The organism is Bacillus sp. AFS018417, from assembly GCF_002560985.1.
GTDB classification, from domain to species: Bacteria; Bacillota; Bacilli; order Bacillales; family Bacillaceae_G; genus Bacillus_A; species Bacillus_A rhizoplanae.
On the sequence record NZ_NTTM01000036.1, the window covers coordinates 58,001 to 73,279 of the forward strand.

Annotated in this window: 15 protein-coding genes; 4 read left to right on the plus strand and 11 right to left on the minus strand. The window is 37.7% G+C overall.

The window, feature by feature from the left end:
* Window positions 1–42: 42 nt before the first annotated feature.
* Entirely contained in the window at window positions 43–282 is a 240-nt protein-coding gene (locus tag CN326_RS25125) for a hypothetical protein (protein WP_255258137.1), read from the minus strand.
* Window positions 283–427: 145 nt separating this feature from the next.
* Here CN326_RS25125 and CN326_RS15225 point away from each other — a divergent pair, with 145 nt between their 5' ends.
* Window positions 428–1,333 carry a LysR family transcriptional regulator gene (locus tag CN326_RS15225; RefSeq protein WP_098309851.1) on the plus strand — a complete coding sequence of 302 codons (906 nt, stop codon included), beginning with the start codon at window positions 428–430 and terminating at the stop codon, window positions 1,331–1,333.
* 68 nt (window positions 1,334–1,401) lie between these two features.
* Here CN326_RS15225 and CN326_RS15230 read toward each other — a convergent pair whose 3' ends face one another.
* From CN326_RS15230 to CN326_RS15245, 5 genes are all read right to left on the minus strand, one after another.
* Window positions 1,402–1,878 carry a 2,4'-dihydroxyacetophenone dioxygenase family protein gene (locus CN326_RS15230; RefSeq protein ID WP_098309852.1) on the minus strand — a complete coding sequence of 159 codons (477 nt, stop codon included), beginning with the start codon at window positions 1,876–1,878 and terminating at the stop codon, window positions 1,402–1,404.
* A gap of 174 nt (window positions 1,879–2,052) precedes the next feature.
* A complete protein-coding gene (locus CN326_RS15235; protein ID WP_098309853.1) occupies window positions 2,053–2,841 on the minus strand; it encodes an SDR family NAD(P)-dependent oxidoreductase in 789 nt (262 codons plus the stop codon).
* A 280-nt stretch (window positions 2,842–3,121) separates the two neighbouring features.
* Entirely contained in the window at window positions 3,122–3,256 is a 135-nt protein-coding gene (locus tag CN326_RS25130; RefSeq protein WP_255258138.1) for a hypothetical protein, read from the minus strand.
* A gap of 60 nt (window positions 3,257–3,316) precedes the next feature.
* On the minus strand, window positions 3,317–4,606 hold the full coding sequence (locus CN326_RS15240) for an MFS transporter (RefSeq protein WP_098309854.1): 1,290 nt from the start codon (window positions 4,604–4,606) through the stop codon (window positions 3,317–3,319).
* A gap of 15 nt (window positions 4,607–4,621) precedes the next feature.
* Window positions 4,622–5,677: a TauD/TfdA family dioxygenase gene (locus CN326_RS15245; protein ID WP_098309855.1), complete on the minus strand. Its 1,056-nt coding sequence runs from the start codon at window positions 5,675–5,677 to the stop codon at window positions 4,622–4,624.
* A gap of 483 nt (window positions 5,678–6,160) precedes the next feature.
* Here CN326_RS15245 and CN326_RS15250 point away from each other — a divergent pair, with 483 nt between their 5' ends.
* Together CN326_RS15250 and CN326_RS15255 are read left to right on the plus strand one after the other, a co-directional pair.
* Entirely contained in the window at window positions 6,161–6,364 is a 204-nt protein-coding gene (locus CN326_RS15250; RefSeq protein WP_098309856.1) for a helix-turn-helix domain-containing protein, read from the plus strand.
* Between the two features lie 608 nt (window positions 6,365–6,972).
* Window positions 6,973–7,746 carry an SDR family NAD(P)-dependent oxidoreductase gene (locus CN326_RS15255; protein WP_098309857.1) on the plus strand — a complete coding sequence of 258 codons (774 nt, stop codon included), beginning with the start codon at window positions 6,973–6,975 and terminating at the stop codon, window positions 7,744–7,746.
* A 111-nt stretch (window positions 7,747–7,857) separates the two neighbouring features.
* Here CN326_RS15255 and CN326_RS15260 read toward each other — a convergent pair whose 3' ends face one another.
* The 5 genes from CN326_RS15260 to CN326_RS15280 all read right to left on the minus strand — a co-directional run bounded on the left by CN326_RS15260 (window position 7,858) and on the right by CN326_RS15280 (window position 14,453).
* Window positions 7,858–8,799 (minus strand): alpha/beta hydrolase, encoded by a 942-nt coding sequence (locus tag CN326_RS15260; RefSeq protein WP_098309858.1) that lies wholly within the window; start codon window positions 8,797–8,799, stop codon window positions 7,858–7,860.
* 198 nt (window positions 8,800–8,997) lie between these two features.
* A complete protein-coding gene (locus CN326_RS15265) occupies window positions 8,998–9,996 on the minus strand; it encodes a TauD/TfdA family dioxygenase (RefSeq protein ID WP_098309859.1) in 999 nt (332 codons plus the stop codon).
* A 424-nt stretch (window positions 9,997–10,420) separates the two neighbouring features.
* Window positions 10,421–11,710, minus strand: coding sequence for an MFS transporter (locus CN326_RS15270; protein WP_098309860.1), 1,290 nt, complete (start codon window positions 11,708–11,710; stop codon window positions 10,421–10,423).
* Between the two features lie 135 nt (window positions 11,711–11,845).
* Window positions 11,846–12,901 (minus strand): TauD/TfdA family dioxygenase, encoded by a 1,056-nt coding sequence (locus CN326_RS15275; protein ID WP_098309861.1) that lies wholly within the window; start codon window positions 12,899–12,901, stop codon window positions 11,846–11,848.
* 37 nt (window positions 12,902–12,938) lie between these two features.
* Entirely contained in the window at window positions 12,939–14,453 is a 1,515-nt protein-coding gene (locus tag CN326_RS15280; protein ID WP_098309862.1) for a long-chain-fatty-acid--CoA ligase, read from the minus strand.
* Between the two features lie 473 nt (window positions 14,454–14,926).
* On the opposite strand from CN326_RS15280, the gene CN326_RS15285 reads away from it, so the two are divergent.
* On the plus strand, window positions 14,927–15,279 hold a 353-nt coding region (locus tag CN326_RS15285; RefSeq protein ID WP_141525058.1), incomplete at its 3' end, for a helix-turn-helix domain-containing protein.

Genomic DNA, 15,279 nt, shown 5'->3' on the forward strand with positions numbered 1-15,279 from the left:
TATTTATCCAGTTACGAAATAAGAAAGCGCTTTATCTACACCTTAAACGCCAGATTCAGAATCTGTTACGCCAATGCTAGGACAAGTACTCGTCTCCCTAATACTTCGATTTCTTTCACAGCTTTCTCGTGACCCTCTATTCGACGTGAACATACTACAACGTTTGCATCCTCTTCTGCCCACGTGAGTACCATTAACTTCCATTAATCGCCCTAAACTATTACCACCTTCAGTAACTATTTCTTCCTGTCCTGTTAAATCAAAAAATTGTTTTGATGACATTCTAAACCCTCCTTTATATCGAGAATATTCTAAAATTTCCAAATATTATTATTGTTTTGATTATACTCATAAATTATAATTAAATAAAATTAAAGATTTTAATTTGTAAGTAAGTATTACTAATATTCAAAAAAGGGGTACGGTCATGAACATTGAGCAATTACTATATATTATTGAGGTCTCGAAGCACAGTTCTCTGACTATTGCAGCGCAGAATCTTCATGTGACCCAATCCACAATCAGTCAATCCATTACCAGCTTAGAAAAGGAGTTAGGGATTAAAATTCTTAATCGCTCCCGTGGACACGGTGCTGTACCAACAGATGAAGGTAGAATCATTCTAAAACTCGCCTACGAAGTACTGAAAAAAATTGAAGAAATTAAAGAGACATCCAACTCATTCAATTCCTTGGATGTGGGGGAACTAAGATTATCTTCTTTACCCGGATTGACGACGTTTCTGGTAAAAGCTATAGCTGCTTTTAGACAAGAATATCCACATGTGAATGTGGAGGTGTCCGAAAAAAGTGGATCTGCTGTGATTGAAGATATTCGACAGCATAAGACCGACATCGGACTAATTACATATTCAGCCGATTTGAACATAAACATGGAAGGAATAGCTTTTGAAACACTATTTGAAGGGCAACAGAAAGTATATGTTTCTAAGCATTCTCCCCTAGCGTTTCTTGGTACCATAGCTCCGCATGATATACTTGATCAAACTCTCGTTACATATAACGGTGAATTTATGCAGTATTTTGTTCAAGATTTCTTTACCAAATATAAGCCCTTAAAAATCCTATTTACATCAAATAATATGGACGGAGTTCTTCAAGCCATCATTGAAAGTTTAGCTATTACATTTGCTCCTGATTTCGTAATGAAAAATTATCCCCCTGTCATCAATGGTGATATCATTCCGATTGATTTGATGAATCATAGGACTGTAAATATTTCTTTAGGGTTGGTTCGATCAGAGAATAAACATTTATCCACTTTCGCCAACAAATATATTCATTATCTAAAATCCAAAATTATTAAGAGTTAAGAAAGAAAAAAGAGAAGCACCTTCGTCACATGTGAACGACTGGCTTCTCTTTTTTACGAATCTATCTTTTAAAATTTGGTCACATCTACAGGTTCAATTCCTTCAGCCGCGCAATGGTCATGGTATTTTTTCAGGAATGACTCAAAATTATCTCTAGCAATAATTTCTCCATTCTCACCTAAATAGTCTAATGTTCCTTCAACAATATTAAGCGTAATAACTTCTTCATCTCCTACAGCCTGAGGTGTATGTGAGGAGCCAGCTGGTTCATAAACGACATCACCAGCTTTAGAGATCCAAGGATCCTCAAGATATCTCCAAGAACCTTGGACGGTATAAACAATAACTGTACCAGGATGAAAATGAGCGGGAAGCTGCATAGCCGCAGGAACTTTTAATAGCGTAACCGTCTGTCCTGTCACCGGATTGGCTTTAAGCAATTTAAATTTTGCATCTCCAAAATAAGGAATCCAAGGCAAATCGTCTGGACAAATATTATTGGCATGGAATGCCGTTACCTCTTTTACACTTTTTACGTTACTCACTTCTATCCCCTCTTTCAATTTTTTGAAATTCGCATATTGATAACGTTTACAATAATAAATTAATTGAATATTGCGAATTTATTATTTTCAGTATATTTATAATTACCAATTAAGTAAAATTATTATTTTTAACATATAATTAAGTTTTATTAATTTACGCTATCAACTTGATAGTTACTTAGCGCCAAGTCCCCCATCAAGAGTCAATATTTGTCCTGTACAATAATCAGAAGCTGCTGAAGCAAAATAAAGGACTGCTCCTACTAAATCATTGTCTCTACCTAACCTCCTCACTGGAACTTGTGAAGCGATAATCGGGCCAGCCTTATGTACAAGTGTTCCCGGTATTTCTGGGTTATTCATTCCAGTAGTGAAAACTCCAGGAGCAATGGAATTCACATGCACTCCATGGCGCCCCCACTTAACTGCAAGATCCTTCGTTAAAGTCATAACTGCACCCTTACTTGTTGTATATCCTACAGAATCTACAGCTTCTGGGTCAGTACCTTTAAAGCCGATTGAAGAAGAAATGTTAATGATTTTTCCGTATTCGTTGTCTATCATATGTCTTCCTACAGCCTGACACATTAAAAATGTTCCTGTCACATTTGTATCGAGCATAGATTGCCATTGTTCTAAAGGCATATCCGTAGCAGGCGTTTCAAAAACCGTTCCACTACTGTTGACTAAAATTTCGATTTTTCCAAAATGAGAAACTGCTTTCTCCACACCTTGAACGATAGATTCAGGAACTGTTACATCCAATGATACGGCAAGTGCTTGTCTTCCTAACGCCTCGATTTCTTTCACAACTTCTTCGCAAACCTCTATACGACGTGAACAAACTACCACGTTTGCTCCGGCCTCAGCCAACGCCAGTGCCATTACACGCCCTAACCCGCTACCACCTCCAGTAACCATTGCTGTCTGTCCTGTTAAATCAAACAATTGTTTAGATGACATTCTACATTTCCTCCTATATTAAGAATATTCAAAATTTTTAAAACATATCATGTTATTGATTATACTCATAAGTTATAATTAAATAAAATTAAAAATTTTAATGTGTAAGTAAGTATTACTAATATTTAAAAAGGAGTACAGTCATGAACATTGAACAATTACTATAAATATGGACGGAGTTATGCAAGACATCATTGAAAGTTTGGCTATTACATTTGCTCCTGATTTCATAATGAAAAATTATCCCCCTGTCATAAAGGGGGAAATTCAGTTATACAAACTATTTTACTTCATCTTCTACTTCAATATGATCATCAGAGTAAGTCTCGGACATCTTCTCTTGACAATTCCAGCACTCACTGCGATTTCGCTCCATAATGGCTAATTCTTCATGACAATGTACACAACGATCCATTTATGCAGCCTCCTTTTCATATTTACTTATTTCTTTCCCTCCTCGATCCATCAATGATTTTTAAATACTTACTTGCTCCTCTGCTTTGATTGTTGTGTGGCTTTGCTTCGCGGGACGTACAACAATCAAAAACAATAATCCGATAACGAACATACCTAAAGAAGTTACTTGAAACCCATAACGATATCCCATTGCCTCAGTCGCTGCATATTGGATAAAATACCCGAATACGAGCGGAGCAATAATACTTGTTGAACTTGCAAGAGCAACGTAGGCCCCTTGTGCTTTTCCGATGTTTTTGGGAGAAAAAAAGTCCATCAATATTGCAGGTGCGAGTGAAAGAATGACATAAGCGAAACCTGGAGCAAGGGTGAAGAACAGGATGGATATAGCAGTTGAATTCACGGCATTTGCCATATATACACAAAGAGCAGATAGCACCATCATGGAACCGGCAAGATTTACTCGTGCTTTACGAATATCCCCAGTTTTACGATAAATCCGATCTGATAGCATAGAAAATCCAATTTGGCTAATGGCAGCGAAAAGAAAAGGTAACGACACGGCTAATTTTAATGTTTGATTATCAAAATGTTGAACTTTAGTAAAGTATGCCGGAAACCATATCGCTTGAACAGACAATAACCAATAGGCACACCCTCCACACAAAATGATAAAAACAAAATTTTTAGACAACAGATGCGGAAGAAACTGACGCCAAGAAACCTTGGAGAGGGTTGATGAATGCTGCTCCTCTTGATGAAATGAAGGCAACCCAATTTCTTGTGGACTTTCTTTACCGAAAATGACCCATAAAACTAGCACAATAAGTCCAACAATCCCCATGGCTATAAAAGCAGATCTCCATCCATATTGATTGATCAAGGAGATTAATAATGGTGAAGCAATTGCAGGCCCAATTGTTGCTCCACAGAGAACAGCGCCAAAGCCTATACCATGTCTATGTTTCGGGAACCATTTTCCCACCATAGCCGTTGATAGAGCAGGGGCTGCGCCTTCGCCTGCTCCCAAGAGCATCCTTGTAAGCACTAGCAGAGACAGACTAGAAACAAAAGGTGTAACAAATTGAACAGCCAACCATGTAAGTGACATCCAAGTTAACATTTTTTTCGTGTTTTTGGAATCAGCCATGCCCCCAATAATGATAGAGGAAAAGGTGAAGAACCAAAAGAACGAACTTCCCACCAATCCCCATTGTGAAGGGCTTAAATGTAACTCTTTCATTACAGGAACGGAAACCAAGCCAATGACAATTTTATCAACTTGGTTGATCATACCAGAAGCAACTAGAAATAATAATATTATCCAAGAATATTTTGGGGTGTTCAATATAAAAATCTCCCCTTACCTTAAGTTTTCTACAATACCACCAGCTGTTTTTCCACGTACGGGAATACCACCGCGACCTGCTTTACCTGTCTTCTCATCAATAAACATGGCAAAATCAGGTGCAATTTCTCGGCTGTTTGGCATCGTGAGCCACAATCTTAGTAAATGACGTTTGCGTTCCGGTTCTTCGTAGTCTTCGTATACAGTACGTGAATGAAGAACGGTATAATTATTAACAAATTGCATATCCCCCGGTTCCAACATCATATCAATATGCATGTTTTCATCATGAAGGAGGGAATCCATTAAGTCATATGCTTCAATTTCAACTTGTGACAAATGGATACCTGTTTTCGTTTGTGCTGATTCGACATATCCGCGATTATATCTGCAGCTCAATTTACCTTCGTAATAACTAAAGACTGGTGATGAATATACTGGGGATTCTCCTGGTGCTTCCTCACCACGACGATCCAAGAAGTATGGACGATAAAGAATTCCAAGATACTCTGGGTACTTCTCAAGAATTTCATTATAAACAGCCATAGAACTTACGATACTACTGAACCCTCCAGATTTAGCTTTTCGAAGACTTAATAATCCGACTACGTCAGATCCATCTGGGTGAAAGGGAAGATGTGCATTCGTTTGGTAACCGCGTACATTTGAATCATTAATGTTGAGACCTTGATCAATGACATGTCCTAAGAGGTCACCTTTTGCGTTTTGCGTTACCGGGATGCCCAAGTGAACTCCAAGACCCCAATAAATGATGCTCGCTTCTTCATCCGTATACCTTTCCATTGGTAATCCACGAATTAATAGAAACCCCCTACCATTCTCTAGCTCTTCAACAAAGTAAGCAATTTCGTCAGAGAGATCCGAAATCGGGAAGTCCTCCTTGTTAAAATTAGGTGCTTTTAAACCCTTTTGTTTAACAAGAAATAAAGCGTTTTCAAGAGATTCGATTGTTTTCTCGGACAAATAATAAACCCATGAATCATCTTTAGCTAGATCAATACCTTTCCACGCTACTGGTCCTTGAATTTTTTCCTTTAAAATGGACGGCATAGGTACTCCTCCTTCCTTTTCTAATGCAACTTTTAAAGTTTCTCATTTGTTTTCTTAAGTAACTCCTTTAAAAACTCCACTTATCTAGGAAGCTTGTACTAAACCAGCTTATCCTGACAGAACCAGTCATTTATGTGCAAGTTTTGATGAGATAACACTGCAACCTTTGCTTCATCGGTTATTCCTAATGTGTATAGAATTACTGCAAGCCTTCCTAATGATGAAAGTGCTCTCATAAATATGATAGCTTGTTTCCTAATAAAAGAGCGACTCCATCTCCCTTCTCAAATTCTTTGTCAGATAAATTATAACTTTTTAAGTGCTGTCCCCCTCCTTTACCTATATGAAAGCGCTTAAAATAACAACTATTACGATTGTATTAATTGTTATTTAATTCATTATATTCATAATTTTCAGTTAAATAAAATTAAAATTTTTAATTTGTAAGTAAGTATTACTAATATTCAAAAAGGGGGTACAATTATGGACAGTAAACAATTACAACATATTGTTGTAATCACAAAACACAGCTCTCTATCTACAGTAGCATGGAATCTTCATATGACCCAATTCACGATCAACCAGCCCATTGCCAACTTAGAAAAGGAATTAAGACTAAAAATTTTTAATCGCTCACTGGCATACGGTGCTGTACCAACCGGTGAAGATAGAATCATTCTAATCTAATATTTGTAAATCTCAAGGAAGCAAAAGAGACAGCCTACTTACTCAATTCCACGAAAGTAGAGGAACTAACAATATCTTCTTCCCCCGAATTGATGACATTGCTGGTAAAAGCTATAGTCGCTTTTAGACATGATTATCCATATGTAAATCTGCAGATTCAGTGCTTCAAATTTTATTATGCCTCTCTCCTCCTTCCCTCAATAAAGTGAAAGTGGGGGCTTTCTTTATCCTCCACTGATGGAAAGCTCTCACAAATCGGGCTTTTACGGACAGTTATTCTCCCCTATCCTCTTCGCTTCTCTCAACCTTCAGGTGGCCACGAATAGCAGGATAAACGAGAATAGGAGTGCGCTCATCCTCTTGAAGAACCTATTCGATTGTACAAGAAAAATAAAAGACTGCTACGTTTTACTAAGGTATCGAGCCTATTTTATTTACAAAATAGCTTTTTTTATTTTATATTAGTAGTACTTAATTACAAATTAAAATTTTTAATTTTATTTAATTATAATTTATCTGTAGAATCAAAAATAGAAATGACTTAATATTCCGAAAATTGACTTTCAAGTTTGGTCTTTTACGGTTAAATCAAAACAGGAGGTTGAACTATGGACTTAAAGTTATCTGGAAAAAAAGCACTGATTGTTGGAGGAAGCCGAGGGATTGGTAAAGCTACTGCTCGCCAATTGGCTCTAGAAGGTGTAGATTGTACGATTTGTTCAAGAAACGAATCCTCACTAAAAATCGCTGCAGAGGAATTAGCTCAAGAAACAAACAGAAATATTTATCCAATTGTGGCAGATACAACTGATCCTGACTCTATCCTAAATTTAGTTGAAAAATCAGCAGCAGCAATGGGAAGCATTGATATTTTAATCAACAGTGGAGCCCGTGTTGGCGGCTTTGAACCAGAGGATTTTCATAGTATTAAAGATGAACTTATTTTGAAAGATTTTGAAGAAAAGTATATGGGCTATTTTCGTTGTATGCGAGCTGTAGCTCCTTATATGATAGAAAATAATTGGGGACGTATTATAAATATAAGTGGTCTGGCTGCTAGAATCGGCGGCAATTATTTTAGTTCCGGTCCACGTAATGCATCTGTTGTCCATTTAACAAAATCCGCATCATTAGAATTAGGAAAGCACGGAATTAACGTCAATGCTGTTTATCCAGGGATTGTCGATACGGAAATGTTTAGAAACCGAGTCACTAATGAAGATGCTGTGCGTCAGATGGCAGCACTCAATGCACTCGGCCGCTTGATTACAGTAGAAGAAATTGCTAATGTCATTACCTTCCTAGCTTCACCTTTGGCGGCATCGATTACTGGTGATGTCATTTCAGTAACCGGCGGAATTGGAGAAACCGTTTTTTACTAAACAGCTAGAATTGATATTGTAACTGTATCGAAGATTACCAATAATAGTGTATTTAAAAAACGAGCCTCGCTAAAAGCTGAGGCTCGTTTTTTTATAACTTTTAATCTTCATCTACCCAATTGTATATTTAGCGGTATTCAAGAACTTGTCAATCTTAGAGACAGTTGATTCAATGTTCTTAGAGAAAATAGCCATGTGTGAAAAAAAGCCGTGGACCATACCGAGTTCACACGCATATTCAACTTGAACACCAAATTTTTCCATACGTTCAGCATAAGCCATTCCTTCATCCCGAAGCACATCATTTTCTGCTGTAATCACGATTGCTGGCGGGAGACCACTTAAATCTTCAGCAACCAAAGGAGCAGCGTATTCATTATACCTGTCCTCATCATTCCTTAAATAATGATCCCGGAACCAAATCAGCTGTTCGCGATCCAGACCAAATCCTTTTGCAAATGTTTGATGGGATTCCGTATTAAACTCAAGATTTGTCGCAGGGTAGATTAAGACCTGTGCAGCGATGTCGGGACCTTTTCTGTCTCTCGCCATCATAGTTACTACTGTCGCTAGATTTCCACCTGAGCTATCCCCTCCGACTGCCAATCTAGTAACATCTCCGTTAAAGGAGGGCCCTTTTTCATAAACCCATTCCAATGCCGCATATGCGTCTTCGACCGGAGTCGGGAACTTATACTCTGGAGCAAGACGATAATTTACAGATACAACAATATTAGCCGTTCTATTTGCTATCATTCGGCAACTTGCATCCATCACTTCAATGTCTCCTAGAACCCATCCTCCACCATGGTAGTAAATAAATATCGGGAAGGGACCTTGCCCCTCCGGTATGTATACCCTACATTTGATTTCTTCATCTTTGCTTACCGGTATCATCAAGTTCTCTACCGTTGAAACCGGATCTAATTTTACAGCAGGGCGCGGCGCATTAGAAAGCATTTCTCTTACAGTCTTAGGATCCATCTCGTGAATAGGCGGCATCTGATTATATGCTTGTAAATATTTTTCTGCTTGCGGATCTAAATTTGCCAAGAAACATCATCCTCACTTCCATTTATTTTAAAATTAACTCGGCTATTCCTTAAACCTTGATTCCGGTCCTGAAACCCTCACATTCACTTCATCATAAAAAAACATACAATGGTGATTTTATTCACCTTATTTCGATGAATAAAATCACCATACCGCTTGATATAAAAAAGAATGATGATTTTACTTACCACTAGCTGTTTATCTATTTACAGGTACTCCTCCAATATAAAACTCGAAATCCGGGGCAATTTTTCGGCCATTTGGCATCATGAGCCACAATCTTAATAAATGACGTTTGCGGTCATCTTCTTCATAATCTTCAAATAATGTACGTGAATGAAAAACCGCATAATTATTAACGAATTGCATATCACCTGGTTCCATCATCATATCAATATGAAAGTTTTTATCATGAGTAAGGGAATCTATAAAATCAAATGCTTCGATTTCCTCTTTCGACAAAGAGATACCTGTTTTCATTTGTGCTGATTCGACATATTGGCGCATATATCTGCAGCTCAATTTACCATCGTAATAGCTAAAGATTGGTGATTGAACTACCGGAGATTGACCTAGTGCTTCTTCCCCACGAAGATCATGGGCGAATGGACGAAAAAGAATTTCAAGGTACTCTGGGTGCTTCTCCAGAATTTCATTATAGATAGACATTGCACTAGCGATACTGCTTAAACCACCAGATTTCGCTTTGCGAAGACATAGTAATCCGACTACATCAGCAAGATCTGTGTGATAGTCAAGATGCACATTTGTTTGGTACCCTCTTACTTTTGTATTATCATTAAAGTCTTTACCTATGTTTTTGATGTGCCCTAAGAGATCCCCAGTTTTGCTTTGGATGATCGGCAGTCCCAAGTAAAGTCCGAGACCCCAGTAAATGATGCTTGCTTCTTCGTCAGTATACCGTTCCATTGGCAATCCGCGAATTAATAGAAACCCTCTCCCATTCTCCAGTTCGTCGACAAAGTATTTGATTTCGTCAGCGAGATCCGGAATCGGGAAATCGTCCTTTTTAAAATCTGGTGCTTTTAATCCCTTTTGCTGAACATGTAATAATGCCTTATCAAGAGCAGCAATCGTTTTTTCGGACAAATAATAAATCCATGAATCATCTTTAGCTAGTTCAAGGCCTTTCCATGCTGAACGTCCTTGAATTTTTCCCTTTAAAATGATTGACATAAATAATCCTCCTTTATTAATTTGGTTATTTTCTAACTTAAGATGACTGAATTTTTTTAGCGTTAATAATGAAGAAAAGAGAAGCATCTTAATCGCCCTTGGACCCGGATCTCTCGCTATCTTTTAAAACGTTGATAGCGTTTACGTTGGTTTTATGACTGAATATTTTGAATTTTCTTTTCTTTATTATACTTATAACTATAAATTAAATAAAATTGTTATTTTTAATTTATAAATAAGTTGTATTAATATATACCGTCATTCAACCTCACAAACTAACCCTTTCAAAAAACTAAATAATAGATTCATTGACCAAATAATCAATCAACATAGTTATAATCTTCTTTTCTCAATTTAGCATATTCACTAACTAAAAATATCCTTCTTTGAAGTTATAATTATACCTTTATTTGCTGTATGTCTTTTAAATACTCACTTGCTCCTCTGTTTTTATTGTTGTGTGACTTTGCTTCGCGGGACGTACAACGATCCAAAACAATAATCCGATAACGAACATACCTAATGAAGTAATTTCAAACCCATAACGATATCCCATTGCCTCAGTCGCTGCATATTGGATGAAATACCCGAATACGAGTGGAGCAATAATACTTGTTGAACTTGCAAGAGCAATGAATGTCCCTTGTGCTTTTCCGATGTTTTGTGGAGAAAAAAAATCCATCAATATTGCGGGTGCGAGTGAAAGAATGACATACGCAAAACCTGGAGCAAGGGTAAAGAACAGGATGGATATAGCACTTGAATTCACAGCATTTGCTAGATATACACAAAGAGCAGATACCACCATCATGGAACCGGCAAGATTGATTCGTGCTTTACGAATATCCCCAGTTTTGCGATAAATCCGGTCTGATAGCATAGAAAATCCAATTTGGCTAATGGCAGCGAAAAGAAAAGGTAACGACACAGCTAGTTTTAATGTTTGACCATCAAAATGTTGAACTTTGGTAAAGTATGCTGGAAACCATATCGCTTGAACAGACAATAACCAATAGGCACAACCTCCACATAATACGGTAAAAACAAAGTTTTTAGACAACAGATGCGGAAGAAATTGACGCCAAGAAACTTTAGAGAGGGTTGATGAATGCTGCTCCTCTTGATGAAATGAAGGCAACCCGATTTCTTGTGGACTTTCTTTACCGAAAATGATCCATAAAATGAGCACAATAAGTCCAACAATCCCCATGGCTATAAAAGCAGATCTCCATCCATATTGATCGATCAAGGAGATTAATAATGGCGAAGCAATCGCTGATCCACCTGTTGTTCCTAGCAGAACAGCACCAAAGCCTATACCATGTCTATGTTTCGGAAACCATTTTCCCATGATAGCCGTTGATAGAGCAGGGGCTGGGCCTTCGCCTGCTCCCAAGAGCATCCTTGTAAGCACTAGCAGAGACAGACTGGAAACAAAAGGTGTAGCAAATTGAACAATCAACCATGTAAATGACATCCAAGTTAACATTTTTTTCGTGTTTCTAGAATCGGCCATGCCACCAAGAATAATAGAGGAAAAGGTAAAGAACCAAAAGAAGGAGCTTCCCACCAATCCCCATTGTGAGGGGCTTAAATGCAACTCTTTCATTAGGGGAACGGAAACCAAACCAATCACAATTTTATCAACTTGGTTGATCATACCGGAAGCAACTAGAAATAATAATATAATCCAAGAATATTTTGGAGTGCTCAACGTATAAATCCCCCTTATTTTTGCCATCAAGGAAAACCTTTTCCTGAAATCTGAAAAGGTTCTCCCCATCACATGAATTAATTGGTATTCTTATGAAACGGTTTATACAGGTAAGACTTTCAGGTTTAAGCTCAATTACTTCAAGTTTTCTACAATACCACCAGCTGTTTTTCCACGTACGGGAATACCACCGCGACCCGCTTTACCTGTTTTCTCATCAATAAACATCGCGAAATCGTTTGCAATTTCTCGGCCATTTGGCATCGTGAGCCACAATCTTAATAAATGACGTTTGCGTTCCGGTTCTTCATAGTCTTCGTATTGTGTACGTGAGTGAAGAACTGTATAATTATTGACGAATTGCATATCACCTTCTTCCAACATCATATTATAATGCATATTTTCATCATGAAGGAGGGAATCCAGTATGTCTAACGCTTCAATTTCGACTTTTGACAAATGGATACCTGTTTTCGCTTGTGCTGATTCTATAAATGTACGGACATATCTGCAGCTCAATTTACCATCATAATAACTAAAAATTGGTGATGTAAATACTGGAGATTCACCTGGCGCTTCCTCACCGCGACGATCAAAGATGAATGGACGACAGAGAATTCCAAGATACTCTGGGTACTTCTCCAGAATTTCATTATAAACAGCCATTGAACTTATGATACTACTGAACCCCCCAGATTTCCCTTTTCGAAGGCTTAATAATCCGACGACATCAGATCCATCTGCGTGAAAAGGAAGATGCAGTTTCGTTTGATAACCGCGTACATTTGAATTTTCTAAGCTAAGACCTTGATCAATGACGTGCCCTAAGAGGTCCCCATTTGCGTTTTGCGATACCGGAATGCCCATGTGAAGTCCGAGACCCCAATAAATGATGCTCGCTTCTTCATCCGTATACCTTTCCATTGGTAATCCACGAATTAATAGGAACCCCCTTCCATTCTCTAATTCTTCCACAAAGTACGCAATTTCGTCAGAGAGATCCGGAATCAGGAAGTCCTCCTTGTTAAAATTAGGTGCTTTTAACCCCTTTTGTTTAACATGAATTAAAGCGCTTTCAAGGGATGCGATCGTTTTCTCGGACAAATAATAAACCCATGAATCATCTTTAGCTAGATCCATACCTTTCCACGCTACTGGTCCTTGAACTTTTTCCTTTAAAATGGATGACATAAATAATCCTCCTTCAATAATATGGTTAGTTAGTTTCTTACTTAACTTCAATCAATTGTCTTAACTCTCTACGCAAAATTTTCCCTGTTGCGTTTTTAGGTAACTCTTTAGAAAATTCCACTTGTCTAGGAAGCTTGTACTTCACCAGCCTATCCTGACAGAATCGGATAATGTCATTCATGGTGACCTGTTCATCATTGACTACGACATAAGCTTTTACATTTTCTCCGTATTCTCCATCGGAAACTCCGATTACGGCCGCCTCTACAACAGCAGGATGTTGATACAGAACTTCCTCTACTTCACGAGGATATACATTGTATCCACCAACAATAATCATGTCCTTCTTGCGATCAACGATGTAGATGTATCCTTCTTCATCCATTGTTGCTAAATCACCAGTGTAAAGCCATCCATCTATTAAGGCAGCTGATGTAGCTTCTGGCATCCCTAAGTATCCATTCATTACATTTGGCCCTTGAACTACTAATTCTCCGACTTCTCCTCTCGGCACTTCTTTTCCGTCCTCATTGACAACTTTGCTTTTGACGCCTGGTATATCTAGACCGATAGATCCTGGCTTACGGGTTCCCTGTAAAGGATTAATAGCAACGAGAGGAGAAGTTTCCGAAAGGCCATACCCTTCCATGATAGAAACGTCATACTTGGTTTCAAATTTTTGTAATAGCTCGACCGGAATCGAGGCACCTCCAGAGATACACACGCGAATGGATAAGAAATCTTCCGCAGTAGATTCAGGCAATTGCAAGATAAAATTGTACATCGTAGGAACTCCAGCAAACACTGTTGCCTTTTTTTCTCGAATGGTACTGATCACATCAAGAGGACTGAATTTAGGTAGAATCAAGACAGTTGCTCCGCAAGCAATTGGTGCATTCAGACAAATAGTCATACAGAAAACATGAAACATTGGTAGAACAGCTACTACACAATCTTTATCATGGAGTTCAATTAATTCTGAAATGGCATCTGCATTCGAAGCCAAGTTAAGATGAGATAACATCGCACCCTTTGGTTTCCCTGTTGTTCCTGATGTGTATAGAATAACTGCAAGGTCTTCTTGATCAATGAAAGGGTTTATGTAAACATTATTGCTTGTTTCCATCAGATGCTCCCATGTCCATTCCTGCTCCTCGGCTTCTGTATAAATAACTAGCTTTAGATGTTCCAATTGTCCCTTTAATTCTGCCAACTTTGGTTCTACGGATACGTGAGCAATAACTGCTTTAACTTGACTATCGTCTAAAATGTAGTTGATTTCCTCTTTTGTATACAAAGGATTCATCGGAACAACAAATGCACCTAGTCGTAAAATGCCGTAGTACGTAATAAGAAATTCAGGACTATTCCCTAATAAAAGAGCTACTCCATCTCCCTTCCCGATTCCTTGGGCAGACAAACCAGCAGCCAATCGATTTACCTGCTGATTTAGTTCTTTATAAGTAACACTTTTATCTCTATAGATATAAGCGATACTGTCTGGGAAATTACTTGCACTTTTTTTCAGATTTTCATCTAAATGATAACTCATTAAATGATTCCCCCCTTTTCCTCACATGGAAGTGTTCGAATAATAACTATTTCGAATATTCGAAATATTATTACAGTAAGTATACTCATAAATTATAATTAAATAAAATTAAAGATTTTAATTTGTAAGTAAGTATTACTAATATTCGAAAAGAGATGCAGTCATGATGGAGGGGGTTCAGCATTGTACAGACATGTAAATAGATTGAAATTATGTCGACACGCACGGACAAAATGTTGTCACGTTTGCCTTTTATCATTTGTTTGATTTTAACATACTTCCAAAAGAATTCCCCTTCCTCAAGGAATGAGAAGGGTGAAACCCAATGAGTAGGGAGGGGATGAATTTTGGTTGGCGTAAGCCAAAGGAATGAAAAAGGAATTTCCTCAAATGAGACAGAAATTATAGTAAAGAATACTTTTGATCTCAAAGTTATTAATACCGAAACACAAGGGCAAAACGAATGGGAGGTGATGGCAATGTTGTTGAATCAAAAATATGAAATCTTTCCAACAGAAGCACAAAAAGAAGTGTTAGACCGTTGGCTACAATATTGTCGTCAAACCTACAATTCTGCCTTGCTAGACAAAGAACGGAAATATAAGCAAAATAAAGAAAATTACAATCGTTATGATATGCAAAGACAACTTACATTGGACAAGAATACGTATCCTTTTCTAAAAGAAATGCCTTCTCAGCCTTTGCAAGAAGTTTTTGCACGTCTGAAAAAAGCGTTTGAAAACTTCTTTCGTAAAGATGCAAAGTATCCAAAACAGAAAAAGTATAAAGACTACACGAGTATGACGTTTCCGCAATTTGGGTTCAA

Bases quoted from the DNA above. Each gene is read 5' to 3' on its own strand.
- CN326_RS25125 (WP_255258137.1), bottom strand. From the start codon at position 282: ATGTCATCAAAACAATTTTTTGATTTAACAGGACAGGAAGAAATAGTT.
- CN326_RS15225 (WP_098309851.1), top strand. From the start codon at position 428: ATGAACATTGAGCAATTACTATATATTATTGAGGTCTCGAAGCACAGT.
- CN326_RS15235 (WP_098309853.1), bottom strand. From the start codon at position 2,841: ATGTCATCTAAACAATTGTTTGATTTAACAGGACAGACAGCAATGGTT.
- CN326_RS25130 (WP_255258138.1), bottom strand. From the start codon at position 3,256: ATGGATCGTTGTGTACATTGTCATGAAGAATTAGCCATTATGGAGCGA.
- CN326_RS15245 (WP_098309855.1), bottom strand. From the start codon at position 5,677: ATGCCGTCCATTTTAAAGGAAAAAATTCAAGGACCAGTAGCGTGGAAA.
- CN326_RS15250 (WP_098309856.1), top strand. From the start codon at position 6,161: ATGGACAGTAAACAATTACAACATATTGTTGTAATCACAAAACACAGC.
- CN326_RS15255 (WP_098309857.1), top strand. From the start codon at position 6,973: ATGGACTTAAAGTTATCTGGAAAAAAAGCACTGATTGTTGGAGGAAGC.
- CN326_RS15265 (WP_098309859.1), bottom strand. From the start codon at position 9,996: ATGTCAATCATTTTAAAGGGAAAAATTCAAGGACGTTCAGCATGGAAA.
- CN326_RS15275 (WP_098309861.1), bottom strand. From the start codon at position 12,901: ATGTCATCCATTTTAAAGGAAAAAGTTCAAGGACCAGTAGCGTGGAAA.
- CN326_RS15280 (WP_098309862.1), bottom strand. From the start codon at position 14,453: ATGAGTTATCATTTAGATGAAAATCTGAAAAAAAGTGCAAGTAATTTC.